Genomic DNA, 26238 nt, shown 5'->3' with positions numbered 1-26238 from the left:
GGGTCCGGCCCGCCCTGGCCACGCCTAGCGGCCCAGGTACTTCGGCTTCTCCTTGGCGATGAAGGCGCGCACCGCGATCCGGTGGTCCTCGCTCTCACCCGCCAGCGTCTGCAACTCGTCCTCCTTGTCGAGGAGTTCGTCCAGCGAGTGGGAGGCGCCGTACGCCAGCGACTCCTTGATGGCGCCGTAGGCGACGGTCGGGCCCTCGGCCAGCTCGCGGGCGAAGGCCCGGGCGGTGGCGGCGAGTTCCCCGGCCGGCACCACCTTGGTGGCCAGGCCCAGCTCCATCGCCTCGGCGGCCTTGACCGTCCGGGGGAGCATCAGCAGCTCGGTGGCCCTGGCGTGCCCGACCAGCCGGGGCAGCGTCCAGGAGGCGCCCGAGTCGGCGGTCAGCCCGATCCCGGCGAAGGCGGTGTTGAAGCCGGCCCGCTCGGACAGGAAGCGGAAGTCGCAGGCGAAGGCGAGCGAGGCGCCGGCGCCGGCCGCCACCCCGCCGACCGCGGCGACGGTCGGCTTGCGCATCCCGGCCAGCGCCCGCACCAGCGGGTTGTAGTGCTCGGCGACGGTCCGCAGCGCGCCCTCGCCGGTCTCCTCCGCCCGCTTCAGCATGGCCAGGTGCTCGTTCAGGTCCTGGCCGACGCAGAAGGCCCGCTCGCCCGCCCCGGTCAGCAGGACGGCCCGCACGGCCGGGTCCGCGGCCGCGGCGGTCACGGCGTCGCGCAGCGCGATCTTGGTGGCGACGTCGAGCGCGTTCATCGCCTCCGGACGGTTGACGGTGATGACGGCCAGGCCGCCGTCCAGCTCGTACAGCACGGAATCGGACATGGGTGAGGGCTCCCGGGGTCGTGGCGGTGTCAGTCGTGTGTGTCAGGATGCCGGAGCACGCGGGGGCCTGGGGAGTGTGAGGTATCGCACCTTCCGGTGGCGTCCGTGCCGCCGCCACGCCGGGGCTTATGACGCGGTTTGCGGCGGTTGGGGGCGGTCCGGCCGTGGTTGCACCGAGAGTGATGTTGGTCATCAGCCCGTGGCATGCGGGATAATGGCTTCCGATCAATGCGTTCGATACCGGCGGTGGACGGACTGCCGGTGCGTAGCTGAGCGGTTGCAGGAAGGGGAACGAGCATGGCGGCCATGAAGCCGCGGACGGGTGACGGCCCGCTCGAAGTCACCAAAGAGGGGCGGGGCATCATCATGCGCGTTCCGCTCGAAGGCGGCGGACGCCTTGTGGTGGAGCTCACGCCTGACGAGGCCGACGCCCTCGGCGAGGCCCTGAAGAAGGCCTGCGGCTGACCGCAGCAGGTGCTCGCCATCTCCTGGAGATGTGCTGCCGGGCCCGGGTACGACGTCATGTCGGCCCGGGTCCGCACGTTTTCCGGGCCCCGGGCCCCGGCCTGACGGGCGCCGGGCTCAGCGCTTGATGGCGCAGAGCAGCCCGTCCGACACCGGCAGCAGCGCCGGCAGCAGGGCATCGCTCTCCCGCACGTCCCGGACCAGGTCCCGGACGGCCCCGGTCTGCGGGTCCTGGAGGTCCGGCTCGGCCAGCCTGCCCTCCTGGAAGACCCCCTCGAAGCAGACCATCCCGCCCGGCCGCAGCAGCCGGAGCGCCTCCAGCAGGTACTCGCAGGACTCGGCCGGATCGCCGTCGCAGAACACCAGGTCGTACTGGCCGTCGGCGAGCCGGGGCAGCACCTCCAGCGCCCGGCCCGGTATGAACCGGGAGCGGTTGGCCGCGAACCCGGCCGCCTGGTACGCCTCGCGGGCCAGCTGCTGGCGCACCGGCTCCGAGTCGACCGTGGTGAGCACGCCGTCCGGCCGCATCCCGCGCAGCAGGTAGACCCCGGACACCCCGGTGCCGGTGCCGATCTCGGCCACCGCCTTGGCGTCCAGCGCGGCCGCCAGCAGCCGCAGGCAGGCCCCGCCGCTCGGCCCGATCGCCCGTATCCCGGTCCGCGCGGACTGTGCCCGGGCGTAGGTCAGCACCGCGTCCTCGCCCACGTAGGTGTCGGCGAGGGCCGCACGTGCGGGCCCGAACTCGCTGATGGCTGCCTCTTTCGGAGCCCCGGGCGGCGGCCCGGTGCCGGAGGATGTCGATATTTCCTGGCACAGATTACTGGCCGACCGGGAACCGCGTACGGCGGCGGGCCGTTGTCGGGACAGACCGGGTGCGGAAGACCTCCCGGGCACTTTTATCCGGGCTTGACGGGTGAGGTGGATATGGTGGTGGCCCTGCTGGGCAGAAGAGCCGACCGAGGAGGTGTGGCCGAGGGCGACGTCCCTGTGCGGCGGCACTCCCGCGGCACCGCGTCGACCCGTACGCCGAAGCCCGTGATGAACCAGCCTGCGCACTCCGACCTGGACCAGCCCGTGGCCGCCACGCCGGCCGCCGGTGCCACCGAGGCCCCCGCCCTCGCGACCTTCACCGAGGGTCCCGACGCGCAGACCTGGACTCCGCCCACGTGGGAGGAGATCGTCGAGGCGCACAGCGCCCGCGTCTACCGGCTGGCCTACCGTCTGACGGGCAACCAGCACGACGCCGAGGACCTCACCCAGGAGGTCTTCGTCCGGGTGTTCCGTTCGCTGTCGACCTACACCCCCGGCACGTTCGAGGGCTGGCTGCACCGGATCACCACCAACCTCTTCCTGGACATGGTCCGCCGCCGCCAGCGCATCCGCTTCGACGCGCTCGGCGAGGACGCGGCCGAGCGGCTCGCCTCCCGCGAGCCCAGCCCGGCCCAGCACTTCAGCGACACCCACTTCGACGCCGACGTGCAGCACGCCCTGGACACCCTCGCGCCGGAGTTCCGCGCCGCCGTGGTGCTCTGCGACATCGAGGGCCTGTCCTACGAGGAGATCGCCGCCACGCTGGGCGTCAAGCTCGGCACCGTCCGCAGCCGCATCCACCGCGGCCGCTCGCACCTGCGCGCCGCGCTCAAGCACCGCGCCCCCGGCTCGGCCCCCGGCCGTGAGCGCCGCGGCGGCTCGGAGGAGCCGGTGGCGGTCGGCGTCGGCGCGGTCGAGGCCGCGGTCGCGCCCGGTGGGCGCGGACGGAGGCGATCGTGAGCGGAACCAGCCGGTCCGGCTCGGACCGTTCGGATGCGTCCGACCGGTCCCTGAGCCGACGGGGCTGGGCCCTGCCGGGCCGTCGCGGAGGCGACGAACCCGGTGAGCCCGTGCTGCCCGCGGTGGCACTGCCCGCGGACACGGCGCTGCACGCGCTTCCCGTCCGCCCCGCCGCACCCGCCGCCGAGGAGCACCACCTCGGCGAGCGCCTCTCCGCCTTCCTGGACGGCGAACTCGGCCACGACGCGCGCGACCGCGTCCAGGCCCACCTGGCGACCTGCCCGCAGTGCCTCGCCGAGGCCGACGAGGGCCGCGCCGTCAAGCACATGCTGACCCGCACCGGCACGCCCGGCCCCTCGTCCGCGCTGATGGCCCGCCTGATGGCGGTCGGCAACCTCCCCGAGGACGCCCCGGCGGACCGCGACTGGCCGGCCGGGCGCGGGCGCCGCGATGACGACGACGACCTGCCCGGTGGCGGGGTCGCGGCCACCGGCACGCTCGGCGGCAGCCGGCTCGACGGCGGCTCCTTCGGCCGCGGCGCCGGGGCCTCCTTCGGCGCGGGCGCGCTCGGCGCCGACTCCCCGCTGCCCGGGGTGGACCCGCGCGCCTTCGGGCGCGGCGCGGGGCTGCGGCCGCTGATGGGCCGGCGCTCCGCCCGGCCCGAGCCCGCCGCCGCCCCGGCCCGTCCGCAGTCCTCCGCGGGCATCGTGCGCCCCGCCGCGCGGGGCCGCCGGCTGGTGTTCGCCGCCGCGGGCGCCTTCTCCGTCGCCGCGGTGACGCTCGGCGGCGTCGGCGGGCTCAGCACCCAGGGCGAGGAGCGCCACGGCACCACCGTCAGCCCGCCCGGCGCCGGCACCGGCCGGGGCGGCGGACTCGTCCCGATGAACGCGCAGGTCCCGGTGGACTTCCCGGCCCGCCCGGTCGCCGCGACCCGCGACGCGACCCCGCCGGGCTCCCCGGACCGCTACCCCGGGGGCGCCGCCGCACTGCGCCAGCAGACCCGCTAGGCCCCGCCGGCGACGCCCTCGACGGACACCGGTGCTCCGGTCCGGACGGCCTCGGCCACCGGCAGGTCTTTACCACGGCTTCATCCCAGCGTGGACCAGGGACTCGCCGGTGGCCATTACCCTGTAGGAACCGTCGTCCGACGAGCTAGGGAGCAAAGGTGTTCAGCGACGTGAGTGGGCTGGAAGTCCTGACCCTGGTCGTGATGGCGATCATCATCTTCGGTCCGGACAAGCTGCCGAAGCTGATCCAGGACACCATGGGCTTCATCCGGAAGATCCGTTCCTTCGCCGACAACGCGAAGGAGGACATCCGCACCGAGCTGGGCCCCGAGTTCCAGGACTTCGAGTTCGAGGACCTGAACCCCAAGAACTTCGTGCGCAAGCAGCTCATGGGCGGCCAGGACGACCCGCTGGGCCTCAAGGAGATGAAGGACACGCTGGACATCCGCTCCGTCCTGGACGACAAGCCCTCGGCGCCGGTCAACGGCCGCAGCGGCGGCGTCAGCTTCGAGAAGTCCGCGCCGGCCGCCGCCTCCACCGGCGCCCCGCTGGCGCCCGGCGAGCGCCCCCCGTTCGACCCCGACGCCACCTGAGCACACCGCGTACGCCCGCCGGCAACGCCGCGTACGCCCCCCGATGACGCCGCGTACGCCCGCCGCCGCGCACCGCGTACGGCACCCCCGGCTGCGCGCCACCGCCCCGCCCGGCCACCGGCTGAGCGGGGCGGCGGCGTGTGCGCCGCTATTGTGCTGATTGTTCCCGTGAGCCGTCCGTCACAACGCGCCCCGTCGCGGACCCGGAACGGCCCCGGCGAGCGCCGCGGTACGCCACCATGGGAGCGCGCCACGGCAGGCAAACGTGTGTTTGAGGAGGCCCGGGGATGGACGCGACGAGTCAGGCGGGAGGGGCGACGGTCACGGCCGGCGGCCCGGTGGTCGGCGGACAGGCCGGCCCGGCGGACCCGCTGGTGCCCTACCTGTCCGCCGACTTCCCCTGGTACGGGCTGGACGAGGGCTGGACCGGCCGTCGCTTCCTGCTGCAGGCCGGCGCCGGCCCCCGCACCGCGGGCAGCGTCGACTACGGCTCGCTCGGCCACGGGGACGAGCCGGCCAAGCAGTACGAGCCGCGCGACGTGCGGAAGTTCGCCGTCGTGGTCACCATGGCCCGCCGGGACAGCCGGCGCAGCGCCGACAACACCGGCACCCTGGAGGCGACCTCCGCCTCCTCCGCCGCCTGGCTGGCCGGCTCCGGCCTGCTCGCCGCGACCTGGCCCGGGCAGCTGGACCGGGCGCTGCGCCAGGACTGGCTGGACCAGCAGAGCAGCCTCGCCTGGGACCTCGCCGACGATCTGGCGGGCCAGGGCTGGTCCACCCTCAGCCTGCCGGTCAACGGCCTGCCGCAGCCCTTCCGCTACCGCGAGTCCGAGTACGGCTGGGTGCTGGCCGGCGAGGCCCCCGGCGTCCTGCTCGGCGCCTATGGCCGCGGCGTCAGCGCGTACGGCGTCGGCTTCTCCAGCGTCCCGGACCTGACCGCCTACACCCGGCCGTAGGGCCCGCGGCGGTACCGCGACGGCACGACGAAGGGGCGGGTGGTCCGGCCACCCGGCCCTTCGTCCGTCACGGTGTCAGAACTTGTTCTTCGGCGTCAGACCCAGCGACATGCCGGACAGGCCGCGCTGGCGGCCGCCGAGCTTGCCGGCCACGGCGCGCAGGGCGGCGCCGGCCGGGGAGTCGGGCGCGGCGAGCACGACCGGGCGGCCGTCGTCGCCGCCCTCGCGCAGGCGCACGTCGATCGGGATCGAGCCGAGCACCGGGACGGTCGCGCCGACGGTGCGGGTGAGCGCGTCCGCGACGGTCTGGCCGCCGCCGGTGCCGAAGACGTCGATCATCTCGTCGCAGTGCGGGCACGGCATGCCGGACATGTTCTCGATCACGCCGACGATCTTCTGGTGGGTCTGCACCGCGATGGTGCCGGCCCGCTCGGCCACCTCGGCGGCGGCCATCTGCGGGGTGGTGACGATCAGGATCTCCGCGTTGGGGACCAGCTGGGCCACCGAGATCGCGATGTCGCCGGTGCCGGGCGGCAGGTCCAGCAGCAGCACGTCCAGGTCGCCCCAGTACACGTCGGCGAGGAACTGCTGGAGCGCGCGGTGCAGCATCGGGCCGCGCCAGACCACCGGGGCGTTGCCCGGGGTGAACATGCCGATCGAGATGACCTTCACGCCGTTCGCCTGCGGCGGCATGATCATGTCCTGGACCTGGGTCGGCCGGCCCTCGACGCCCAGCATGCGCGGCACGCTGTGGCCGTAGATGTCGGCGTCCACCACCGCGACCTTCAGGCCGTCGGCGGCCATCGCGGCCGCCAGGTTGACGGTCACCGAGGACTTGCCGACGCCGCCCTTGCCGGAGGCGACCGCGTAGACGCGGGTCAGCGTGCCCGGCTTGGCGAACGGGATCTCCCGCTCGGGGGCGCCACCGCGCAGCAGCTGGGACAGCTCCTTGCGCTGCTCGTCGCTCATCACGTCGAGCTCGACCTCGACGCCGGTCACACCGGGGACCTTCCCGACCGCCTCGCGCACCCGGGTGACGATGGTGTCGCGCATCGGACAGCCGGAGACCGTCAGGTAGACCGCGACGCTCACCGCGCCGCCCTCGGCGATCCCGACCGATTTCACCATGCCGATCTCGGTGATCGGGCGGTTGATCTCCGGGTCGTTGACGGTCGCCAGCGCCTGGCGTACGGACTCCTCCGTGACGCCGGCCGCGACCTCTGTCTCGTTGGCCATGCCTTGATGGTACGGCGCCGACGGATGCCCTTGACCCGCCGGTAACGTGCCACGGGTCACAGCGACCCGCCGGCCTCCCGGCGCTCGTCGATCTCCTTGAGCAGGGACTGGAGTTCGGACCGGACGAAGTCGCGGGTGGCGACCTCGCCGAGCCCGTGCCGCAGGGCGGCGACCTCGCGGGTCAGGTACTCGGTGTCGGCGATGTTGCGGTCGCTGCGGGAGCGGTCCTGCTCCATGTTGACCCGGTCCCGGTTGTCCTGGCGGTTCTGCGCCAGCAGGATCAGCGGGGCCGCGTACGAGGCCTGCAGGGACAGCGCCAGGGTCAGGAAGATGAACGGGTACTCGTCGAAGCGCGCGCTCGCCGGCAGCAGGGTGTTCCACGCTATCCAGACGACCACCACCACCGTCATCCAGACGATGAACCGCCCGGTGCCGAGGAAGCGGGCGATCCGTTCGGACAGGACGCCGAAGGCCTCCGGGTCGTAGGAGGGCAGCGAGAGCAGGCCGGGCCGCGCGGTGCGCGGCTGGTCGAGCCGGACGCGGCCGGTGCCGGTGATCGGGACGGTGTCCGAGCGCCGGTCCCGGCCGCCCTCGCGGGTGCGCAGCTCGCGCAGCTGACGCAGCTGGCGCAGCTCGCCCTGGAGGCGTCGGCGCGCGGAGTCGTCCGGCCGTCCGCCGCGGTCACCGTCCACCGGTCACCCCTTCGTTCTCGTCGTCGCGGTCCTCGTCGTGGGCGTGCAGTGCGGCGTCGCGCCAGTCGTCCGGGAGCAGGTGGTCGAGCACGTCGTCGACGGTCACCGCGCCGAGCAGGTGGTCCGCCTCGTCGACGACCGGTGCGGCGACCAGGTTGTAGGTCGCCAGGTAGCTGGTGATCAGCGACAGCGGGGTGTCCGGCGGCAGCGGGTCCAGGTCGTCGTCCACCAGCGAGCCGACCAGGACGTACGGGGGTTCGCGCAGCAGCCGCTGGAAGTGCACCGTGCCCAGGTAGCGGCCGGTCGGGGTCTCGTTCGGCGGGCGGCAGACGAAGACCTGCGCGGCCAGCGCGGGCTTGTGGTCGCTGACCCGGATCCTGGCCAGCGCCTCGGCGACCGTCGCGTCCGGCTCCAGCACGACCGGCTCGGTGGTCATCAGACCGCCGGCGGTGTCCTCCTCGTAGGTCAGCAGGCGGCGCACCGGCGCGGCCTCGTCCGGCTCCATCAGCTGGAGCAGCCGCTCGGCCTCGTCACCGGGCAGCTCGGAGAGCAGGTCGGCGGCGTCGTCCGGGTCCATCGCCTCCAGGACGTCCGCGGCGCGCTCCTCCTGGAGCTTGCCGATGATCTCGACCTGGTCGTCCTCGGGCAGCTCCTCCAGGACGTCGGCCAGCCGCTCGTCGTCGAGGGCGGCGGCGACCTCGGCCCGGCGCTTGGCGGACAGGTGGTGCAGCACGCTGGCGAGGTCGGCGGGGCGCAGCTGCTCGAAGGTGGCGAGCAGGTTGGCCGCGCCCTGGTCCTGCTCGGGCAGCGAGAAGCCGGTGACGTCCTGCCAGTCCAGGGTGAGCCGTTCGCCCTTGCCCTTGCGCAGCCGGCCGGCCCGGCCGACCTGGACGAAGACCTTGCTGATCTCCCACTCGCGCAGCCGGGTCTGCACCATGCCGACGTCCAGCACGGTGACCTCCTCACCGGTCTTGGACCAGGTGACGGTGCGGTCCAGCAGCTCGGCGAGCACCAGGGTCTCGGAGGGGCGCTGCTCGAAGCGGCGCAGGTTGATCACGCCGGTGGTGAGCACCTGGCCGGACTCCAGGCTGGTCACCCGGGTCATCGGCAGGAAGATCCGGCGCCGGCCGACCACCTCGACCACCAGGCCGAGCACGCGCGGCGGGCGGCCGCCGAGCCGCAGCGACACGACCACGTCCCGGACCCGCCCGACCTGGTCGCCGTTCGGGTCGAAGACCGCGATGGCGGACAGATGGGAGATGAAGACCCGGGTGCCTGGCCCTGCCATGGACTCCCTCGACTCGCTCGACGCCGTACCGGGTGCGCCGGGGGCGCACTCGCGGCCAAGGCTACCCGCGTGTCCGGGGCCCGGCCGGGAGGCACGGTAGCCGTCGGACGAGTCCTGGGCGCAAATGTTTGGGGGGGCTTTAACGGCGCTTGAACAGCAGCTTGGGCAGGCCGGCCGGGATCGGGCGGCGGGTGGTGGCCGGGGTGGGGAGGGGCTCGGCGGCGTGCGAGCCGTCCGGCATCGCCCCGGGGCGCTCGGTGAGCGGGCCGGCCGGCTCCAGCCGCAGCACCCGGCACTCGCGGGCCCAGCGGTCGGTGATGGCGTCGGTGTCGGGCGCGTTCAGCCGCTTCCCCTTGAGCTCCTCGACGGCGCCCAGCCAGGCCTCGCTGCCCGGGGCCGGTTCGACCACCCGGGCGATCCAGCCGGTCAGCCGGCCGCCCTTGTCCTTGCTGCGGACGGTGACCACGGCCCCGGCGCCGGGCTCCAGGCCGTGCAGCGGCTGCTCGCCGCCCCCGCCGACCACCACGACCGCGCCGTCGTGCCAGGCGTGCCACAGCGGCCGGGCGTGCTCCTGGCCGTCCGCGCGCACCCAGAGCAGGCCGGACTTCTTCGCGGCCTCCTCCAGCAGGGCCTGGTCGAGGAAGTCGTCGGCGGTCGAGGCGGCGGGCGTACGGTCCATGGCGGACAGCGTACGGCTTTCGGCGTCCAGCGGGTGTCTCAGTCTCCGGGCGACAGTTCCATTACGCCGCCACGGGCCTTACCGTATGACCGCCCCACCCCCGCGAACCAGCAAGGAGCGCCGTGTCCGCCGCCCGGCCCGCGACCGCCCCCGCCGCCACGTCCCCCGCCACCCCCGCCCCTGCCGCCGCCGTCGCTCCCGGGACCGCCGGCCACGGACCGGCGCACCCGCTCCCCACCCTCGACCTGCTGCTGCTCGCCGTCTCGATCGGCGGCATCTCGCTGTCAGGCCCACTCATCAGCGCCACCGCCGCGCCCGCGCTGGCGATCGCCCTCTGGCGCAACGTCATGTCGGTCGGCGTCCTCGGCCCCTACGCGCTGCTGCGCCACCGCGCCGAGCTGCGCGGGATCGGCCGGCGGGCGCTGCTGCTCGCGGTGGCCGCCGGGGCGCTGCTCGCCGTGCACTTCGCGCTCTGGATGCCCAGCCTGCGGATGACCTCGGTGGCCTCGGCCACCGCCCTGGTCACCACCACCCCGCTGTGGACCATCCTGCTGATGCGGCTGATGGGCGTCCGAGCACCGAGGCTGGTCTGGCTCGGCACGGTCGTCGCCTTCGCCGGCGTGCTGGTGCTGACCGGCGTCGACCTCTCGCTCTCCCCGCGCGCGCTGCTCGGCGACGCGCTCGCGCTCGGCGCCGGCCTGGCCGGGGCCGGGTACATGCTGCTGGGCGCCGAGGTCCGCAAGACCGTCAGCACCACCGCGTACACCCTGGTCTGCTACGCCACCACGGCGGCGGCGCTGCTGGGGATCTGCCTGGTCGCCGGGACGCCGCTGACCGGCTGGCCGGCCGGGGTGTGGTGGCAGATCGTGCTGCTGATGGTCGTCGCCCAGCTGCTCGGCCACTCGCTGAGCAACCGGGTGGTGCGCAACCTCGGGCCGTCGATCACCTCCACCGCGATCCTGCTGGAGACCCCGGGCGCGGCGCTGATCGCCGCCGTCTGGCTCGGCCAGTGGCCCCCGGCGGCCGCCTACCCGGCGGTGGTGCTGATCCTGCTCGGCCTGGTCCTGGTCGCCCGCGGCGGGCGGCGCTGACCGACGGCGCGGACGCTGACCGGCGCTGACCGGCGGCGCGGACGGAGCCGTCCCCGCCGCCGTCAGAGCCAGCCGTTGCGGCGGAAGCCCCGGTACATCCCGACGCAGATCAGCACGATCGCGCCGAGCACCATCGGATAGCCGTACTCGTGGTGCAGCTCGGGCATGTAGTCGAAGTTCATGCCGTACACGCCGGTGATCATGGTGGGCACCGCGAAGATCGCCGCCCAGGCGGTGATCTTGCGCATGTCCTCGTTCTGCGCCACCGAGACCTGCGCCAGGTTCGCCTGCAGCAGCGAGTTCAGCAGCTCGTCGAAGCCCTGCACCTGCTCGGCGACCCGGGCCAGGTGGTCGGCGACGTCCCGGAAGTACTTCTGGATGTCCGGGTCGACCAGCCGCTGGAGCGGCTCGGACAGCTGCTGCATCGGGCGCAGCAGCGGCACCACGGCGCGCTTGAACTCCAGCACCTCGCGCTTGAGTTGGTAGACCCGGCCGACGTCGGCGCTGCGCCCGCCCTTGGCCGAGAAGACGCCGTACTCGATCTCCTCCACGTCGCTCTGGAGCCGCTCGGCGACCAGCAGGTAGTTGTCCACCACGTGGTCGGCGATCGCGTGCAGCACCGCCGCCGGGCCCTTGGCGAGCAGCCCGGCCTCGTCCGCGTCGGCCTCCAGCCGGTGGCGCAGCTCCTGCAGCGAGCCGTGGCCGCCGTGCCGGACGGTGATCACGAAGTCCCGGCCGGCGAAGACCATCAGCTCACCGGTCTCCACCACCTCGCTGGTGGGCGTCAGCTGGTCGTGCTCCACGTAGCGGATGGTCTTGAAGACGGCGAACAGCACGTCGTCGTAGCGCTCGACCTTGGGCCGCTGGTGCGCGTGCACCGCGTCCTCCACCGCGAGCGGGTGCAGACCGAAGCGCTGGGCGATCCCCTCGAACTCGGCCTCGGTCGGCTCGTGCAGCCCGATCCAGCTGAACGAGCCCTCGCCCTCGGGGAGTTGGTGGGCGGCCTTGACCCGCCGGGCGGCCTCGCGCGGGCTGCACGTCTCGCCCCTGCGCTTGCCCTGCTGGTAGACCGCGCAGTCCACGACCGCCGAACCGGCGTCCTCGGGCAGGACGGCGAAGACACCGGACGCACCGCGGCGGCGGTTGGTGCGGACGGCGGCGCGCAGGGTGTTGATCATCGACATGGCAGGCTCCCAGAGGCAGGAACCGTCGCGCGGCGGCGCGGAAGCGAGAACGTTCGGCCGCGGTACGACGGCGGAGAACACCGGTGAAACGGGGGATGAAAGTGCTCTCCCGGCCGGTCCGTCCGCCGTGGGGTCCGCGCCCGGGGCTACCGCGGCTGATTCAGCCGATTGGGCCTGCGGGGCGCGGGGTACGGGGGAGTCGGGGCCGGGCAGAGCTGCCGGTACTGCATGGTCGGCCGGTATCCACCGCAACCACCTCCTTCGCGCCGCCGCCCCGGGACGAAACGATCCCGGTGGCCAGTCGCTCACCCTAACATCTGACCGGGCGTCGAAGCCGGGGGGTTTCCCGGAGGTTTCCGAAGCCTTTACGGGATCCTTGTGCGGCCCCCGCCGTGGCCCCCCGCCGTGGCCCCCGCGGCGACCGCCTCCGCACCCGCCCGCACGCGGCCCGCGAACCCCCGGGGGTTACGCTCACCGGCATGGCGCACGACTTCCCGCCCTTCGGCGACCCCCACGGCGGCACCTCCCCGGAGCTCTCCCGGGAGGCGGTGCTGGCAGCCGTCGAGGCCCGGCTGATCTCCACCTTCGGCGAGCCGGGCGGCCGCGCCGCGGTCACCTTCCTCGGCGCCGACCGGATCGAGGTGCTGCGCTTCGGCCCCGACGCCGAGGGCCTCGTCCGGTACGCCACGCTCGGCATGTCGGCCGCGCCGATGGCCGACCCGACCGCGCCGGTCGCCGACCAGGTGCGCGGCCCGCGCGCCGAACTGGTGCTGACCGTCCGGGGCGGGCGCGACAGCGTGCTGCGCACCCTGGCCACCTTCGCCGCCACCCCGCAGGTCGAGGGCCTGGTGGTGGCCCCGGGCGGCTCGCTGGACCTCGGCTCCCCGCTCTGGGACGGCGCGCCCTTCACCTCGGTGCTCGCGGCCGAACCGGGCGGCCTGGTCGAGGACCTGGAGCTGGCCGAACCGGCCGATCCGGTCCGCTTCCTGCCGCTGCTGCCGATGACGCCCAACGAGGCGGGCTGGAAGCGGGTGCACGGCGCGGCCGCGCTCCAGGAGCGCTGGCTCGACCAGGGCGCCGACCTGCGCGACCCGGGCCGGCGCGGCGTCCGGCTGGACTGACCGACGCGCGGTCAGGCGCGGCGTGCACCCGGGCCCGTGAGCCCGCCGCGCGCTCCGGAGCGCCGGAGCGCCGGAGCGCGGACCAGGGGACTCACGATCTCCTGGTCCGGGCCGCGGCTCGGTTCAGCGTCCGATCGGCTTCGCGCCGGTGGCCTGCGCCAGCAGCGCCTCGTACACCTCCGGGTCGGTGGTGTGCTCGCCGAGCCGGACGGTCTTGCGGGTGCCGTGGTAGTCGCTGGAGCCCGTGACCAGCAGGCCGAGCTCGCCGGCCAGGCCGCGCAGCCGCACCCTGGTCTCCTCGTCGTGGTCGGTGTGGTCGACCTCCAGCCCGGCCAGCCCGGCCGCCGCGAGCTCGGCGATCACCTGGTCGGAGACCGTCCGGCCGCGCTTGACCGCGCCCGGGTGGGCGAACACCGGCACCCCGCCGGCCGCCCGGACCAACCGCACCGCGACGACCGGGTCGGTCTCGTGCTTGCGGACGTCCGCCCGCCCGCCGTTGGCCAGCCAGTCGGCGGTGAAGGCGTCCGAGACGGTGGCCACCACGCCCGCCTCGACCAGCGCGCTGGCGATGTGCGGCCGGCCGACCGAGCCGGCCCCGGCGATCCGCTGCACCTGCTCCCAGCTGATGTCCGCGCCGAGCTCCCGGCAGCGCTCCACGATCGCCCGCCCGCGCCGGAACCGGTCGGTGCGCACCAGGTCCCGCTCGCGCGCGAACTCCGGCTCCTGAGGGTCGAACAGGTAGGCCAGCAGGTGCATGCTGATGCCGTCCACGGCGCAGGACAGCTCGGCGCCCGGGACGACGGTCAGCCGGCTGCCGGCGGGCAGCGCGGCCACCGCCTCGGCGGCCGCGGCGTGGCCGGACACGGTGTCGTGGTCGGTCAGCGCCACCACGTCGAGGTCCGCGGCGACGGCCGCCGCGACCAGCTCGGCCGGGCTGTCGGTGCCGTCGGAGGCGTTGCTGTGGGCGTGCAGGTCGATGCGCACGGATCGGACTCCCGGGGGCTCGTGGATGCCGCCCAGGATAGGCCAGTTGTCAGCCGAGCAGCCGGGGGGAGAGCGCCCCGCAGGGCAGCAGGTCCAGTTCGGCGCCCGCCTCGCGCAGGTCGGTCAGCACCAGCTCGTCGTACATCACCAGCGCGGACTGCTCGGGCCAGGCGACCGCCCAGAGCCAGAGCCCGCGGGCCTCGCCGGCGAACACCGCGCGGTCGGCCGGGGCGTCCGGGACGTGGAACATCGGGGTGGGGCGTCCGGCGGCCAGCAGCTTGGCGTCGGCGGGCTTGTAGAGGCCGACGGAGTCGCCCGGGTCCGGCCCGGGCAGGCCCGCGTAGCGGGCACCGAGGCCGACGCCCAGCTCCTCGGCGATCAGCACCAGCTCGCCGAAGCCGCCGAGCGGGGCCGGGCCGGAGCAGGCGACGGCGGTGGCGCGGGCGCCCGAGACGTCGTCGCCGACGTGGGCGATGCCGGTGTAGAGCCAGCCGACCGGGAGCGGCCAGGGCAGCCAGACCGGGACCTGGGAGCGGGCGACGGCGACGCCGAGGGCCTCCACACTCGGCGGCAGCACGGGCTGCATCGGGTGCACGGCTCCGTGCCGGTCGCACTGCCAGGTGTCTGAGAACAGACCGGGGGCGCGGACCCGACCGGCGCACCTCGGGCAGCTTGGCTCGCCCCTCATAGCCGTCAACGCTCCTCCCTCCGGACCGCCGCGTCAAGGACGATCACCCGTACGGAGGGCTCGGCGGTACCTGTCGGTGGCGGACGCCCGAACCGGCGCCGGGTGGGCGCGGCGCGGGCGGTTCCCGTTGGGGGATGTCCCGTCCCGGGTGGCGGCAAACGTCCGGTGCTCCGGCCCCTGACACACTGACGCCCCGTCATCGGCGAATGCGGTGACGGGGCGTCAGTCGGGTATCGGAACGTCCGGATCGGACGCTCCCGGCTCGTCGGCGGCGGGTGAGGGCTCCGGTGCGGAGGCGCCGCGCAGGGTCAGACGGTCGGGCACGGGCGGATGAGCAGGCGCTCGCCGGTGCGGGCGGCGGCGTCGACGACCTCGCGCACGGTGGCGGCGTCGGCGATCAGGCGGTCGGCGGCGGAGCCGTTGGTGTCGTCGAGCCGGACGATCTCGAAGCGCATGGTCTTCGTCATGGGCGTCTCCTTTCCTGGCCCCGCGGGGCGGGGCGGTCGCGGCTGAGTCGGTATCAGCCCTTTCGGGGTCCTGCGGATCCGGCGGTGAGACCGGACCGGGCGGTTCGTAGTCGCGGATGCGGCGGTCTGCTGCGGCAAGGGCCCCCCTTGCTTGCCTGGTGCGTCCAGTGCCTCGTGAACCACGGTGAGGTGGCGGTGCTACCGGGCCGTTGCCCGCCCGTGAAGTCCAGGTTTCGGGTGATCGGGGCCGAGCGGAGGCCGGCGATGATTCCCGGACAGAATCAAAGATTACCGTAACTAACGAATTTTGTCCTGTGTTGAAGCCGATCGAAGTCCGAGAAGTGGTACAGACCACTTTCGGCGGACCGGGGGAACCGGACCGGACCGGCGGGCGTCGGCGCCGGCCGCGTCAGCCCCAGAACGCGGTCAGCGCCTCCGCCGTGGCGGCCGGCCGCTCGGCGTTGGGGGAGTGGCCGGCGTCCGCGACCACCACCCGGCGGGCACCCAGCCGCTCGGCCATCGCGGTCTGCTCCGGCACCGGCCAGGCGTAGTCCTGAACCCCGGACAGCACCAGCAGCGGCAGCCCGGCGGTGGCGGCGGCCAGCTCCGCCACCCGGTCCGGCGCGGCCACCAGGTGGCCGCCGGTGACGGACAGCGACCGCGGCACGTTGGCCAGCCAGCGCCGGTGCAGGAACTCCGCGACGGCCGGCTCCAGGCTCGGCCGCGGCTGCCCGCTCTCCGCCTCCAGCTGCCGCATGACCTGCCAGATCTGCTCCAGGTCCATGCCCTGCAGGGCGTCCAGCAGCAGCTTGGTGCGGGCCGCCTCGGCCGGGTCGATCGCGCCCGGTCCGGTGGACATCAGGGTCAGCGACCGCCAGGGCAGCGGGCCCTCGGCGGCCGCGGCGAGCACCGCCTCGCGCACCACCTGGCCGCCGAAGGAGTGCCCCAGCAGGTGCAGGGGGGCGCCGTCGACGGCCAACGCCTCGGTCAGCGCCCGTACGTCGGCGCCGAGCGCCCCGACGCCGTACGCCGCCGGGTCGTCCGGGCCGCCGGTCTCGTACTGCCCGCGCTGGTCCGCGGCCGTCACCCGGTACCCGGCGGACGCCAGCGGCTCCAGCAGCGCGATGAAGTCCTCCTTGCTGCCGGTGAACCCCGGGACCAGCAGCGCCGAGCCGCGCACCGGCCCGGCCGGTTCCGCCCGCAGCGCCGCGAACTCCCCGCGCCCGGTCACCACCCGCTCGGCCCGCGCGCACGTGGGAAGCGTCAGGAACGGCGGCGTGCTCATCGGCTGTTCTCCCTGCTGTCCTACCGGCGGCCTGCCGGCCCGTCGGTGACTCCTCGACGCCCCGAGCCTAGGGCGTGTCCCGTCGCACGGTCCCGGCGAGGTCGCGGCGAGGTCCCGGCGAGGTCGCGGCGTCGGGAAACGCCGAGGGGGCGGGCCCGGCCGGGTGGCCAGGCCCGCCCCCTCGGGGGAGACACGGGGTGTCAGCTCTCCGGGGTGGCCTCCACCGGCGCGGCGACCTTGCGGGCGCGGGTGCGCTTGCGCGGAGCCGGGACCTCGCCGGCGGCCTCGGCGGCCGGGGCCTCCGGGGCGGTCTCGGCGACGGCCTTCGGCTTGCGGGCCCGGGTGGCCTTCTTGGCCGGGGCCGGGGCCTCGGTGGCGACGGCCTCGGCGGCCGGAGCCGCCTCGACGGCCTCCGCCTTCGGCTTGCGGGCCCGGGTGGCCTTCTTCACCGGGGCCGGGGCCTCGGCGACCGCCTCGACGGCGGCCTCGACGACCGCGACGGCCTCGGCGGCGGCCTCGGTGGTCTCGGCCTTGGGCTTGCGGGTCCGGGTGCGGGTGGCCTTCTTGGCCGGAGCCGGGGCCTCGGCGACCGCCTCGACGGCGGCCTCGACGACCGCGACGGCCTCGGTGGCCGCCTCGGTGGTCTCGGCCTTGGGCTTGCGGGTCCGGGTGCGGGTGGCCTTCTTGGCCGGAGCCGGAGCCTCGGCGACCGCCTCGACGGCGGCCTCGACCACCGCGACGGCCTCGGCCACGACGGCCTCGGCGGCCGGAGTCGCCTCGACCGCCGTCTCGACCGCGGCCACGGCCTCGGCGGCACCGCCGCGCGAGCGGCGGCGACGACGGCGCGGCGCGGCCTCGCCCTCGGCACCCTCGACGGCCGGGGCAGCCGCGGCGGCCTCGGTCACGACGACGCCGGCCTCGCCCTCGGCGCCGACCACCGAGCCCCGACGGGTGCGGCGGCGCTCACGGGTGCGGCGCGGCTTCTGCTCCTCGGTCTCGGCCGTGGCGGCGCCGGCGCCCGGACGGCCGGGGCCGCCCTGGCCACCGCGACCGCCGCGCTCACTGCGCTCAGTGCGCTCACCGCGACCGCCGCGGCCCGAGCGGGAGCCGCGTCCACCGGTCTCGCCGAGGTCCTCGACCTCCTCCGCGCCCAGCCCGGCACGGGTCCGCTCCGAGCGCGGCAGGATGCCCTTGGTGCCCGGCGCGATCTTCAGCAGCTCGTACAGGTGCGCCGAGGTGGAGTAGGTCTCCTCCGGGTCGTTGAACGGCAGGTCCAGCGCCTTGTTGATCAGCTGCCAGCGCGGGATGTCGTCCCAGTCGACCAGGGTGACGGCGGTGCCGGAGGCGCCGGCCCGGCCGGTGCGGCCGATCCGGTGCAGGTAGGTCTTCTCGTCCTCGGGGCACTGGTAGTTGATGACGTGCGTCACGCCCTCGACGTCGATGCCGCGGGCCGCGACGTCGGTGCAGACCAGCACGTCGACCTTGCCGTTGCGGAAGGCCCGCAGGGCCTGCTCGCGGGCGCCCTGGCCGAGGTCGCCGTGGACCGCGCCGGCCGCGAAGCCGCGCTGGGTCAGCTGGTCGGAGACGTCGGCGGCGGTGCGCTTGGTGCGGCAGAAGATCATCGCCAGCCCGCGGCCGTCGGCCTGCAGGATGCGCGAGACCATCTCGACCTTGTCCAGCGAGTGCGCACGGAAGATGTGCTGCTCGATGTTGGCGACGGTCGCGCCGGTGTCGTCCGGGGCGGCGGCCCGGATGTGGGTCGGCTGGCTCATGTACCGGCGGGCGAGGCTGATCACCTGGCCCGGCATGGTGGCCGAGAACAGCAGGGTCTGCCGCTTGGCCGGCAGCATGGTGATGATCTTCTCGACGTCGGGCAGGAAGCCCAGGTCGAGCATCTCGTCGGCCTCGTCCAGGACCAGCGCGCGGACCTTGGACAGGTTCAGCTTCTTCTGCCCGGCCAGGTCCAGCAGGCGGCCCGGGGTGCCGACCACGATGTCGACGCCCTTGGTGAGCGCCTCGACCTGCGGCTCGTACGCCCGGCCGCCGTAGACGGCGAGGACGCGCACGTTCCGCACCTTGCCGGCGGTCTGGAGGTCGTTGGTGACCTGGGTGCACAGCTCGCGGGTCGGGACGACGATCAGCGCCTGCGGGAAGTCGGAGAGCTGGTCCTCGGTGGCCCGGCCGGCGTCCACGTCGGCGCGCACGACGGCCCGCTCGATCAGCGGGAGGCCGAAGCCGAGGGTCTTGCCGGTGCCGGTCTTGGCCTGGCCGATGACGTCGTGGCCGGTCAGCGCGACCGGGAGGGTCATCTCCTGGATGGGGAAGGGGTGGACGATGCCGACGGACTCGAGCGCCTCGGCGGTCTCCGGGAGGATCCCCAGGTCCCGGAAGGTCGTCTTGATGGGTTCAGCGGTGGTGGACAGGGTGCTGCCTCTTCCGTTTTCGAAAGGGCCGAGAGCGAGCGGCGGGCGGGCAGCCGCGCGGCTGCCTACGGGCCTGGGCGGCCCTGATACAGCTGCGCGGACGCACAACCGCGCCGGTCCCTGCGGCCGGCCGGTGCGCGCTGCCCTGGTGCGGGGCGCGTCGCCGGCGGCGTCGGGGAGGATTCCCGTGAGGGACCTGCGCGGGACCTCCGCCTCGGGGCGTGGTCTCGGCGGCCCTCGCTCGGCCACTGATGCGGTGCCAAGGCTTGAAGTCCAAGCCATGGTCGGAGCCGATCGGCTCTCCGACCGGGCATCCGCGTACGTGAGTACCCGTGCCTCCGGTGCGGACACGTCCGGCTGGACGGTGCCGCTACGGAGGGTTCGCGCGGGTACCGAGACGGCGGTGACACCATGCGAACACGACGGGCTCCGTACCACCATACAGTCAGGCGACGACTCGAACACGTGACGCGTCTGACATTGCCCCCGGCAACTGCCACCGGAGCGGCCCGCCCGGCCGGTCACCCGGGCGCGCCCGGGCACGCGGAGGCGGGGCGGGACTAAGGTTGCGGGTCATGGAGACCCATGGTGAGACGCAGGACGCGGCGGCCGGCTCGATCGGGGACTGGGCCGCGTGCTCGGCCGACCCCGGCTACCGGGCGGCCGTGCTGGACCTGCTCGGCGCGCTCGCCTACGGCGAGCTGAGCGCCTTCGAGCGGCTCGCCGAGGACGCCAAGCTGGCGCCCGACCTCGCCGACAAGGCGGCGCTGGCCCGGATGGCCTCCGCCGAGTTCCAGCACTACCAGCGGCTGCACGACCGGCTCGCCGAGGTCGGCGCCGACCCGCAGGAGGCGATGCGCCCCTTCGTCGAGCCGCTGGAGCTGTTCCACCGGATGACGGCGCCCTCGGACTGGCTGGAGGGCCTGGTCAAGGCCTACGTCGGCGACGCCATCGCGACCGACTTCTACCGCGAGGTGGCCGTCCGGCTGGACGACGACACCCGCGACCTGGTGCTGAGCGTCATGTCCGACACCGGTCACGCCCAGTTCGCCGTGGACAAGGTCCGCCAGGCCATCGAGGCCGACCCGCGGGCCGGCGGCCGGCTCGCCCTGTGGGGCCGGCGGCTGATGGGCGAGGCGCTCAGCCAGGCCCAGCGGGTGGTCGCCGAGCGCGACGCGCTGTCCAACCTGCTGGTCGGCGGCGTCCGGGTACAGGGCTTCGACCTGGTCGAGGTCGGCAAGATGTTCAACCGCATCACCGAGGCGCACACCAAGCGGATGGCCGCCCTCGGCCTGGCGTCCTAGCCCGGCGTCCCGGGCGCACCCGGGCCGCCCGGCGGGGCCCTCAGGCCGCCCGGTGCCGCCGCGACGCGCGGTGGGCGCCGGGCCGGTGCGGGTGGTGCCGGTGCGCCGGGGCACGCCCGGCGGCGAGGTCGGGCCGGGCCAGCAGCGAGGTGAGCACGCCCGAGGCCACCGCCGCGGCCGCGACGGACACCGCGGGCTGGCGACCGTCCACGCCGAAGTGCGCGACCACCCCGCCGACCAGCGCCGCCGCCAGCGCGGTGCCCAGGGTCAGGGCCGGGGCGACCCGGAAGTACGCGGGCAGGGCCAGCAGGGCGGCGCCGCCCGTGACCAGGCCGACGAGGGCGAAGGCGATCGTCTCGACCAGCAAGGCTGCCTCCCGGGGGAACGGGCGTGCGGCACCGGCACCGCAACCTCGCCGTACCCCGCCCCACCCGGCCGTACACACGACGGTGCCCCGCTCCCTCGCGGGAACGGGGCACCGGACGATGCTGTGCGGCGGCGCCTCAGACGGTGCCGAAGCCGACCTTGCGGGCGGCCGACTCGCCGATCTCCACGTACGCCAGGCGCTCGGCCGGGACGATGATGCGACGGCCGTGCTCGTCGGACAGTGCGAAGATCTTCTCCGAGCCCTCCAGCGCCTTCGCGACCGCGCTCTGGACCTCATCGGCAGTCTGCGAGCTCTCGATCACGATCTCGCGCGGCGCGTTCTGCACGCCGATCTTGACCTCCACGGCTTCCGTCCCTCCGGGGTTGCAGCCTCCACGCACGGGCACCGGACCGCCTGGGACAAGCGTTCGCGGCGACCGTGCCGTACGGCTTCACCATAGAGCACCGGATCCCCGGCCCGACGAAGGTCCGCGGATCAGCCCTGGTGGGCGGTGCCCTCCCCGGACAGCTCGGCCGGGTGCATCGGGAAGCCCTTCAGGCCGCGCCAGGACAGGCTGGCGACCAGCCGCACCGCCTCGTCGCGGGGGATCTCCAGGCCCTGCGAGAGCCAGTACCGGGCGGTGATCTGGGCCAGGCCGCAGACCCCGGCGGCGAGCAGCTTGGACTCCGCCTCGGGCAGGTCGGTGTCCTCCTGGATCACCTTGCTGACCAGCGTCGCGCTCGCCTCGGAGGCCCGCTCGACCCGCTCGCGCACGGCCGGCTCGTTGGTCAGGTCCGACTCGAAGACCAGCCGGAAGGCGCCGGACTCGCTGGAGACGTAGTTGAAGTACGCCTCCATGGTGTTGGCCACCCGCTGCTTGTTGTCGTTGGTCGTCGACAACGCCTCGCGGGTCGACTCGACCAGGGCGTCGCAGTGCTTGTCCAGCAGCGCCAGGTAGAGCTCCAGCTTCCCGGGGAAGTGCTGGTAGAGCACCGGCTTGCTCACGCCGGCGCGGTCGGCGATGTCGTCCATGGCGGCCGAGTGGTAGCCCTGGGCGACGAACACCTCCTGGGCGGCACCGAGCAGTTGTTCACGGCGGGCGCTTCGCGGCAGGCGGGCACCGCGCGGGCGCTCCTGCGCCTCCTGGATGGCCGTCACGGCGCTCCTCACTTCGGGTCTCTTCGCGGCTGGCGAGATGGCCGATTCTACTTTTCGGTAACCGCGCCGGCGTTCGGCGAAGGCGAGTAAAGACGATCGGCCTGGTTGTCAGGAGCCCACAATACGGCGCTGACCTCGGCCTCGGCAGTGGCAGGACGGACGCGGTCGGCGGCCCGACCACCCCGGTGCTCCCGGGGCCGGGGCTCACTACCATCGTCCACCATGAGCAGCGCTGAGCAGCAGGTACGTACGGTCGAGGTCCCCGGCGCGGTGCTCGCGGTGCACCGGCCCGCCGACGACGGCGCCGCCGACGGGCGCGAGCCCGGGCTCTTCGTGCACGGCCTCGGCGGCTCGGCCGCCAACTGGCAGGCCCTGATGGACCGGCTCGGCGGTCACGTCGACGGCGAGGCCGTGGACCTGCCCGGGTTCGGCCGCTCCCACCCGCCCACCGACGGCAACCTCACCGTCTCCGGCCACGTCCGCGCGGTGATCGGCTACCTGGAGGCCTCCGGCCGCGGCCCCGTCCACCTGTTCGGCAACTCGCTGGGCGGTGCGGTCGCCGTCCGGCTGGCGGCCGTGCGCCCGGACCTGGTGCGCAGCCTCACCCTGGTCTCCCCGGCGCTGCCCGAGCTGCCCCCGCAGCACTCCGCCTGGCCGACCGGTCTGCTCGCGGTGCCCGGCGTGCCCGCGGTGCTGCGCCGGCTGTCCGCGGGCGGACGCGACGCCGAGGCGGCCACCGAAGACCTGCTGCGGCTGGTCTACGGCCACCCGGACAGCCTGAGCCCGGAGACCCGGGCCCAGGCGGTGGCCGAGTACCGGCACCGGCTGGAGGTGCCGCACGCGATGCAGGCGCTGGTCGGCTCGGCCCGCGGCATCGTCTCGGCGTACACCGAGCGCGGCGACCAGGCGCTGTGGCGGCAGGCCGAGCGGGTCGAGGCGCCGGTGCTGCTGGTGTACGGGCTGCGCGACAAGCTGGTCTCCTACCGCTCGGCCCGGCGCGCCTGCGCGGCCTTCGCGGACGCCCGGCTGCTGGTGCTGCCGGAATCCGGGCACGTGGCGATGCTGGAGCACCCCGACGAGGTCGCCCGGGCCGTCCGGGAGCTGATCGCGCACACCACCGGCTGAGCGGACCCCACCGGCCGAGCGCGCACCACCGTCCGAGCGCGCACCACCGTCCGAGCGCGCAGCCGGGCGGGGCGCGCGCGGCGAGGGCTGAGCACGCGCCCTGGGTGGGGCGCGCATCGCACGGGTGGGGCGCACACCGCGCGGGACGGGCGCGCCAGGGCGGGGTCGCGCGGGCGGCCGCGCATACCGCCCGGTAACGGCCCGGGCCCGGTCGAGGTCACGGCGGTTCACTCGATCAGGTGGCAGGCAGGCAGGTGACCGATGGATCGGCCCGGGCCGGTCCTACCTTTCTGCTGTCGGACCGAACAGGTGTGGGGGAGTCGCGGCCGCCGGAGGAACCGGAGGGCGGCCGCGGCCGAGGGTTCCGGCGGGCCGGGCCCGACCGCCGAAGCGGGCGGGAGCCCGGGGGAACGGAACGCGGCGCGTCCGCGACCGGGCCGCCGGCGGGCCGCACGGAGACACCGCGGCGCCGACCCGGGCCGACCGGACCTCCCCTCCCCGACCGTTCCCGCCGCCGTGCGGGGGCGCCCCGGGCGACTGCCCGGGCCGCCCGGAGATCCGTCGATCCGCCGATCCGTCCGCGATCCCGCCCAGCGAATCCGCTCTGCCCTGGAGGTCTCCCGTGCGCGTTGCCCTGCTCACCGAGGGTGCCCGTCCGCATGCCCGGCGTGGCGCCGGAGGCTGGTGCGAGCGGCTGGCCGAGGGCCTGCCGGAGCACGGGTTCGAGCTGTACCTGCTCACCGGACCGGAGGCGGGGCGGGCGCCCGGCGGCGCGGAGCGGCCCTCGTCCGTCTGGCGCGGCACCCACGAGCTGGCGCTGTGGGGGCGCCGGCCGGGCGGCCGGGCACCGGGCGCGGTGCGCAGACGCCGGTACGCCGGGGCGTACGAGCAGCTGGTGCGGGCCCTGGTGCTGCCCGCGGAGAGAGCCGGCTTCGGGCCCGGGCTGTACCGGCTGGCGGCGCTCGCCCGGGAGGACGGCACGCTTCCCGCCTTCCTGGCCTCCGCGCACGCCCGCCGGCTGCTGGAACGGACCTGGCGGCTGCCCGGCGCGGACACCTCGGCCGGGCAGCCGCTGGTGTGCGACGTGCTGGTCGCGGCGGACCTGCTGGAGCAGTGCCTGCGCCCGCTGTCCGCGCCCTGGTACGGCACCGGCCCCGGCGGCCTCGGCGCGGCCGACCTGTGCCACGTGGTCGGCGGCGGCCCGGCCGCGCTGCCCGCCCTGGTGGCCCGGCAGCTGCACGGGGTGCCGTTCGTGGTCACCGAGCACGGCCTGCACCTGCGCGAGCAGTACCTCGGCTACCGGGAGGCGCCGTACCGGTGGCCGGTGCGCGCGCTGCTGCTGTCCTTCTTCCGGGCGCTCACCGGGGAGACCTACCGGCAGGCCGCGATACTCACCCCCGGCAGTGCCCACGACCAGCAGTGGCAGCGCCACTGCGGGGCCGACCCGGCCCGCACCCGGGTGGTGTACGAGGGCATGCCGGCGGTGGACCGCCCGGCGGCCGGGCCAGAGCCCGCGGCGCCGACCCTGGTGTGGGCGGGCGCGCTGGAGCCGGGCCGGGACCTGGACCTCGCGCTGCACGCCCTCGCCCGGGTCCGCGCCGAACTGCCCGGCGCCCGGCTGGTGGTGTACGGCGAGGAGGCGGCGCCCGGCTACCGGGCGCACTGCGCGGAGGTGGCCGAACGGCTGGGGGTGGCCCCGGCGGTGGACTTCGCCGGGCGGCCCGACGACCTCCACAGGGCCTGGGAGTCGGGCACGGTGGCGGTCTTCTCGGGGCTCTCCCAGCGCAGCCCCCGGCTGCTCGCGGACGCGATGCTCAGCGGCCGGGCGGTGGTCTCCACCGACGTCGGGGTGGCCCGTGAGGTGGTCGGGCCGACCGGGCTGCTGGTGCCCGCCCGCGACCCGCGCGCCCTGGCGGGCGCCTGCCTGGCGCTGCTGCGCGACGAGGAGCGGCGGGCCAGGCTCGGGCTGGCCGGGCGGCTGCGGGCGCAGGAACGCTTCGCCGTGGAGCCGGTGACCGGCGCCTTCCGGGAGATCTACCTGGAGCTGGTCTCGCAGTACCCGGCCTTCCCCGGCGGCGGGGGCGGCGGCGAGGGCGGGCCCGCGCCCCGCCCGTTCGCCCGCCCCGCCGAGTACTGGCTGGCCGACGGCCCGCGCGGCGGCGGGGGCGACACCCCGCCGGAGGGGACCGCGGACCCGGACGGTGTGCGGGAGCCGGCCGGACGGCGGCGCGCCGAACTCGCGGAGGCCCTCTGATGCCGGGCGGGGCCCTGCTGGGCGCCGGCGCGGACCCGGTGCGCGAGGTGATGGCGGAGCACCGCGAGCTGTGCGAGCGCGCCGTCGACCCGCTGGAGATCGCCGCCGGGCTGGAGGAGGCCGGGCTCGGCCCGGACACCGCCGCCCGCTGCCGGCACGCCGACCTGTTCTCGCTGGCCGAGGAGCTGTACGCCCGGGTGCCCCGTCGCCCGTCGGCCCTCCGCCCGTCGGCCCTCCGACCGCCGGCTCTCCGACCGCCGGTGCCCCGACCGCCGGTGCCCGGCCCGGGCGGGGCGGCCGCCCGGGCCGCGCTGACCGCCGCCGCGCTGGCCGCCGCGCCCTGCGCGGGCGTGGCCGCGCTCGGCGCGCGCTGGCCGGTGCTGCTGTGCGCCGCCGTCCCGCTGGTGCTGCTGCCCGCGTTGACCGCGCCGCCCCCGGCCGAGCCCGGCCCGCCGTGCGCCGGGCCGGTCCGCCCGCCGGACGCCCTGGGGCCGGTGCCCGCACCGGCGCCGCGGCCGCCGGCCGGCTTCCGGCCGCGCCCGGCGGCGCTGGGCCACGGGCTGGGCCTGGCCGCCCTGCTGCTGCTCCCGCCGGCCGTGCCGGGCGGGGACCGCCCGCTGACCGTCGCGCTGGTGCTGGCGGCGGCGGTGTCGGCCGGATCGGCCGAGCGGACGGCCCGCTGGTACCGGCGGGTCGGCCGCGGTCACCTGGGCGCGGCGGACACCCTGGCCGGGTTCCGGGCCCGGATGCGTCCGGTGCTCCCGGTCGCGCTGGCCCTGCACCTGGCGGTGCTCGGGGTGCTGAGCTTCGCCGCGCTGGCCGTGCTGGCCGTCGTCGCGCCGCGCCCCGGGCCGGTCCACGGCGGCGGGCTGCTGCACCTGGCGGCCGAGCGGGCCGGGCCCGCCCAGTGGGCGGCGCAGGGCGTGCTGGGTCTGCTGCTGGTGCTGCCGGTGCTGCTGGCGCGGTGCGGCAGGACGGCGGCCGCCGCGGCGGGGGCGTCGGCCGGGGCCGCCGCGGTGTTCGGGCCGCTCGCCCTGGGGCGCGGTGCCCCGGAGGCCTGGCTGGTCGGCGGCGGCACCGTCGCGGTGGCGCTGCTGGCGTACGCCGGGTCGGTGCTCGGCCGGGCCGGCTCGCACCGCTGAGCGCCGTCCGTCGTCCGCCGGACGCCGTCCGCCCGCTCCGTCGTTCCGCTCCGTCGATCCACCGGGGGACCGGCCGCGTGTTCCCCGCTTTCGTCCCGTTCGTTGAACTCAGTCCGCCAGGTCGTCCCGAGCTG

26 protein-coding genes are annotated in these 26238 nt (G+C 75.4%); 11 read left to right on the top strand and 15 right to left on the bottom strand.

Features of this window, described 5'->3' with window-relative positions; all coding sequences use genetic code 11:
• Nucleotides 1-24: 24 nt before the first annotated feature.
• Nucleotides 25-825 carry an enoyl-CoA hydratase-related protein gene (locus ACFWP2_RS05790; RefSeq protein ID WP_380448658.1) on the bottom strand — a complete coding sequence of 267 codons (801 nt, stop codon included), beginning with the start codon at nt 823-825 and terminating at the stop codon, nt 25-27.
• Between the two features lie 297 nt (nt 826-1122).
• Here ACFWP2_RS05790 and ACFWP2_RS05785 point away from each other — a divergent pair, with 297 nt between their 5' ends.
• Nucleotides 1123-1290: a DUF3117 domain-containing protein gene (locus ACFWP2_RS05785; RefSeq protein ID WP_014137929.1), complete on the top strand. Its 168-nt coding sequence runs from the start codon at nt 1123-1125 to the stop codon at nt 1288-1290.
• A 117-nt stretch (nt 1291-1407) separates the two neighbouring features.
• Here ACFWP2_RS05785 and ACFWP2_RS05780 read toward each other — a convergent pair whose 3' ends face one another.
• Complete coding sequence (locus ACFWP2_RS05780; RefSeq protein WP_380448949.1) at nt 1408-2040, bottom strand: O-methyltransferase; 633 nt, start codon at nt 2038-2040, stop codon at nt 1408-1410.
• 288 nt (nt 2041-2328) lie between these two features.
• Between ACFWP2_RS05780 and sigE the strand changes: the two genes are divergently transcribed.
• The 4 genes from sigE to ACFWP2_RS05760 all read left to right on the top strand — a co-directional run bounded on the left by sigE (nt 2329) and on the right by ACFWP2_RS05760 (nt 5616).
• The gene (sigE, locus tag ACFWP2_RS05775) at nt 2329-3060 is read left to right on the top strand and encodes an RNA polymerase sigma factor SigE (RefSeq protein WP_380448947.1); all 732 of its coding nucleotides are present in this window, start codon (nt 2329-2331) and stop codon (nt 3058-3060) included.
• A gap of 122 nt (nt 3061-3182) precedes the next feature.
• Nucleotides 3183-4067 (top strand): zf-HC2 domain-containing protein, encoded by an 885-nt coding sequence (locus ACFWP2_RS05770; protein ID WP_380448655.1) that lies wholly within the window; start codon nt 3183-3185, stop codon nt 4065-4067.
• 158 nt (nt 4068-4225) lie between these two features.
• Nucleotides 4226-4660, top strand: coding sequence for a sec-independent translocase (locus ACFWP2_RS05765; protein WP_380448653.1), 435 nt, complete (start codon nt 4226-4228; stop codon nt 4658-4660).
• A gap of 287 nt (nt 4661-4947) precedes the next feature.
• Nucleotides 4948-5616, top strand: a complete 669-nt coding sequence (locus ACFWP2_RS05760; protein WP_380448650.1) for a hypothetical protein — start codon at nt 4948-4950, stop codon at nt 5614-5616.
• A 75-nt stretch (nt 5617-5691) separates the two neighbouring features.
• On the opposite strand, the gene ACFWP2_RS05755 is transcribed toward ACFWP2_RS05760, so the two are convergent.
• The 4 genes from ACFWP2_RS05755 to ACFWP2_RS05740 all read right to left on the bottom strand — a co-directional run bounded on the left by ACFWP2_RS05755 (nt 5692) and on the right by ACFWP2_RS05740 (nt 9511).
• The gene (locus tag ACFWP2_RS05755) at nt 5692-6852 is read right to left on the bottom strand and encodes an Mrp/NBP35 family ATP-binding protein (RefSeq protein WP_380448647.1); all 1161 of its coding nucleotides are present in this window, start codon (nt 6850-6852) and stop codon (nt 5692-5694) included.
• Between the two features lie 56 nt (nt 6853-6908).
• A complete protein-coding gene (locus tag ACFWP2_RS05750; protein WP_380448945.1) occupies nt 6909-7457 on the bottom strand; it encodes a DUF1003 domain-containing protein in 549 nt (182 codons plus the stop codon).
• Nucleotides 7458-7533: 76 nt separating this feature from the next.
• Nucleotides 7534-8832 carry a magnesium transporter MgtE N-terminal domain-containing protein gene (locus ACFWP2_RS05745; RefSeq protein WP_380448644.1) on the bottom strand — a complete coding sequence of 433 codons (1299 nt, stop codon included), beginning with the start codon at nt 8830-8832 and terminating at the stop codon, nt 7534-7536.
• 139 nt (nt 8833-8971) lie between these two features.
• Nucleotides 8972-9511 (bottom strand): hypothetical protein, encoded by a 540-nt coding sequence (locus ACFWP2_RS05740; protein WP_380448641.1) that lies wholly within the window; start codon nt 9509-9511, stop codon nt 8972-8974.
• A gap of 122 nt (nt 9512-9633) precedes the next feature.
• On the opposite strand from ACFWP2_RS05740, the gene ACFWP2_RS05735 reads away from it, so the two are divergent.
• Entirely contained in the window at nt 9634-10602 is a 969-nt protein-coding gene (locus ACFWP2_RS05735) for a DMT family transporter (protein WP_380448639.1), read from the top strand.
• 62 nt (nt 10603-10664) lie between these two features.
• Here the strand turns inward: ACFWP2_RS05735 and corA are convergent, their stop codons facing one another.
• Entirely contained in the window at nt 10665-11786 is a 1122-nt protein-coding gene (gene corA, locus ACFWP2_RS05730; RefSeq protein ID WP_380448636.1) for a magnesium/cobalt transporter CorA, read from the bottom strand.
• A gap of 479 nt (nt 11787-12265) precedes the next feature.
• Here corA and ACFWP2_RS05725 point away from each other — a divergent pair, with 479 nt between their 5' ends.
• The gene (locus tag ACFWP2_RS05725; RefSeq protein ID WP_380448633.1) at nt 12266-12907 is read left to right on the top strand and encodes a suppressor of fused domain protein; all 642 of its coding nucleotides are present in this window, start codon (nt 12266-12268) and stop codon (nt 12905-12907) included.
• A 123-nt stretch (nt 12908-13030) separates the two neighbouring features.
• On the opposite strand, the gene ACFWP2_RS05720 is transcribed toward ACFWP2_RS05725, so the two are convergent.
• The 5 genes from ACFWP2_RS05720 to ACFWP2_RS05700 form a co-directional block, all read right to left on the bottom strand.
• Nucleotides 13031-13891, bottom strand: a complete 861-nt coding sequence (locus ACFWP2_RS05720; RefSeq protein WP_380448630.1) for a PHP domain-containing protein — start codon at nt 13889-13891, stop codon at nt 13031-13033.
• Between the two features lie 49 nt (nt 13892-13940).
• A complete protein-coding gene (locus ACFWP2_RS05715) occupies nt 13941-14579 on the bottom strand; it encodes a DUF6758 family protein (RefSeq protein WP_380448628.1) in 639 nt (212 codons plus the stop codon).
• 308 nt (nt 14580-14887) lie between these two features.
• Nucleotides 14888-15046 carry a hypothetical protein gene (locus ACFWP2_RS05710; protein ID WP_359903649.1) on the bottom strand — a complete coding sequence of 53 codons (159 nt, stop codon included), beginning with the start codon at nt 15044-15046 and terminating at the stop codon, nt 14888-14890.
• 409 nt (nt 15047-15455) lie between these two features.
• A complete protein-coding gene (locus tag ACFWP2_RS05705; protein WP_380448625.1) occupies nt 15456-16331 on the bottom strand; it encodes an alpha/beta fold hydrolase in 876 nt (291 codons plus the stop codon).
• A 200-nt stretch (nt 16332-16531) separates the two neighbouring features.
• A complete protein-coding gene (locus ACFWP2_RS05700) occupies nt 16532-18640 on the bottom strand; it encodes a DEAD/DEAH box helicase (RefSeq protein ID WP_380448622.1) in 2109 nt (702 codons plus the stop codon).
• Nucleotides 18641-19329: 689 nt separating this feature from the next.
• Here ACFWP2_RS05700 and ACFWP2_RS05695 point away from each other — a divergent pair.
• Entirely contained in the window at nt 19330-20058 is a 729-nt protein-coding gene (locus ACFWP2_RS05695) for a ferritin-like fold-containing protein (RefSeq protein WP_360357000.1), read from the top strand.
• A 40-nt stretch (nt 20059-20098) separates the two neighbouring features.
• On the opposite strand, the gene ACFWP2_RS05690 is transcribed toward ACFWP2_RS05695, so the two are convergent.
• The 3 genes from ACFWP2_RS05690 to ACFWP2_RS05680 all read right to left on the bottom strand — a co-directional run bounded on the left by ACFWP2_RS05690 (nt 20099) and on the right by ACFWP2_RS05680 (nt 21583).
• Nucleotides 20099-20425, bottom strand: a complete 327-nt coding sequence (locus ACFWP2_RS05690) for a hypothetical protein (RefSeq protein WP_380448618.1) — start codon at nt 20423-20425, stop codon at nt 20099-20101.
• A gap of 136 nt (nt 20426-20561) precedes the next feature.
• Nucleotides 20562-20789, bottom strand: coding sequence for a DUF3107 domain-containing protein (locus ACFWP2_RS05685; RefSeq protein WP_380448615.1), 228 nt, complete (start codon nt 20787-20789; stop codon nt 20562-20564).
• Nucleotides 20790-20920: 131 nt separating this feature from the next.
• Complete coding sequence (locus ACFWP2_RS05680) at nt 20921-21583, bottom strand: TetR/AcrR family transcriptional regulator (RefSeq protein WP_380448612.1); 663 nt, start codon at nt 21581-21583, stop codon at nt 20921-20923.
• A gap of 129 nt (nt 21584-21712) precedes the next feature.
• On the opposite strand from ACFWP2_RS05680, the gene ACFWP2_RS05675 reads away from it, so the two are divergent.
• The 3 genes from ACFWP2_RS05675 to ACFWP2_RS05665 all read left to right on the top strand — a co-directional run bounded on the left by ACFWP2_RS05675 (nt 21713) and on the right by ACFWP2_RS05665 (nt 26104).
• Entirely contained in the window at nt 21713-22708 is a 996-nt protein-coding gene (locus ACFWP2_RS05675) for an alpha/beta fold hydrolase (protein ID WP_380448943.1), read from the top strand.
• 622 nt (nt 22709-23330) lie between these two features.
• A complete protein-coding gene (locus ACFWP2_RS05670) occupies nt 23331-24962 on the top strand; it encodes a DUF3492 domain-containing protein (RefSeq protein ID WP_380448609.1) in 1632 nt (543 codons plus the stop codon).
• Nucleotides 24962-26104 carry a hypothetical protein gene (locus ACFWP2_RS05665; RefSeq protein WP_380448607.1) on the top strand — a complete coding sequence of 381 codons (1143 nt, stop codon included), beginning with the start codon at nt 24962-24964 and terminating at the stop codon, nt 26102-26104. The genes ACFWP2_RS05670 and ACFWP2_RS05665 overlap by 1 nt, the downstream gene beginning before the upstream one ends.
• Nucleotides 26105-26238 lie beyond the last annotated feature (134 nt).

Source organism: Kitasatospora sp. NPDC058444 (assembly GCF_042721415.1).
GTDB lineage: Bacteria > Actinomycetota > Actinomycetes > Streptomycetales > Streptomycetaceae > Kitasatospora.
Note: the sequence above shows the minus strand (reverse complement) of the source record. Positions and strands in the feature narration are given on the sequence as shown.

What these genes read in the sequence shown, in the direction of transcription:
- ACFWP2_RS05790 (WP_380448658.1), bottom strand. Translation starts at nt 825, where the DNA reads ATGTCCGATTCCGTGCTGTACGAGCTGGACGGCGGCCTGGCCGTCATC.
- ACFWP2_RS05785 (WP_014137929.1), top strand. Translation starts at nt 1,123, where the DNA reads ATGGCGGCCATGAAGCCGCGGACGGGTGACGGCCCGCTCGAAGTCACC.
- sigE (WP_380448947.1), top strand. Translation starts at nt 2,329, where the DNA reads ATGAACCAGCCTGCGCACTCCGACCTGGACCAGCCCGTGGCCGCCACG.
- ACFWP2_RS05760 (WP_380448650.1), top strand. Translation starts at nt 4,948, where the DNA reads ATGGACGCGACGAGTCAGGCGGGAGGGGCGACGGTCACGGCCGGCGGC.
- ACFWP2_RS05755 (WP_380448647.1), bottom strand. Translation starts at nt 6,852, where the DNA reads ATGGCCAACGAGACAGAGGTCGCGGCCGGCGTCACGGAGGAGTCCGTA.
- ACFWP2_RS05745 (WP_380448644.1), bottom strand. Translation starts at nt 8,832, where the DNA reads ATGGCAGGGCCAGGCACCCGGGTCTTCATCTCCCATCTGTCCGCCATC.
- ACFWP2_RS05740 (WP_380448641.1), bottom strand. Translation starts at nt 9,511, where the DNA reads ATGGACCGTACGCCCGCCGCCTCGACCGCCGACGACTTCCTCGACCAG.
- corA (WP_380448636.1), bottom strand. Translation starts at nt 11,786, where the DNA reads ATGTCGATGATCAACACCCTGCGCGCCGCCGTCCGCACCAACCGCCGC.
- ACFWP2_RS05725 (WP_380448633.1), top strand. Translation starts at nt 12,266, where the DNA reads ATGGCGCACGACTTCCCGCCCTTCGGCGACCCCCACGGCGGCACCTCC.
- ACFWP2_RS05715 (WP_380448628.1), bottom strand. Translation starts at nt 14,579, where the DNA reads ATGAGGGGCGAGCCAAGCTGCCCGAGGTGCGCCGGTCGGGTCCGCGCC.
- ACFWP2_RS05710 (WP_359903649.1), bottom strand. Translation starts at nt 15,046, where the DNA reads ATGACGAAGACCATGCGCTTCGAGATCGTCCGGCTCGACGACACCAAC.
- ACFWP2_RS05705 (WP_380448625.1), bottom strand. Translation starts at nt 16,331, where the DNA reads ATGAGCACGCCGCCGTTCCTGACGCTTCCCACGTGCGCGCGGGCCGAG.
- ACFWP2_RS05700 (WP_380448622.1), bottom strand. Translation starts at nt 18,640, where the DNA reads ATGACCCTCCCGGTCGCGCTGACCGGCCACGACGTCATCGGCCAGGCC.
- ACFWP2_RS05695 (WP_360357000.1), top strand. Translation starts at nt 19,330, where the DNA reads ATGGAGACCCATGGTGAGACGCAGGACGCGGCGGCCGGCTCGATCGGG.
- ACFWP2_RS05665 (WP_380448607.1), top strand. Translation starts at nt 24,962, where the DNA reads ATGCCGGGCGGGGCCCTGCTGGGCGCCGGCGCGGACCCGGTGCGCGAG.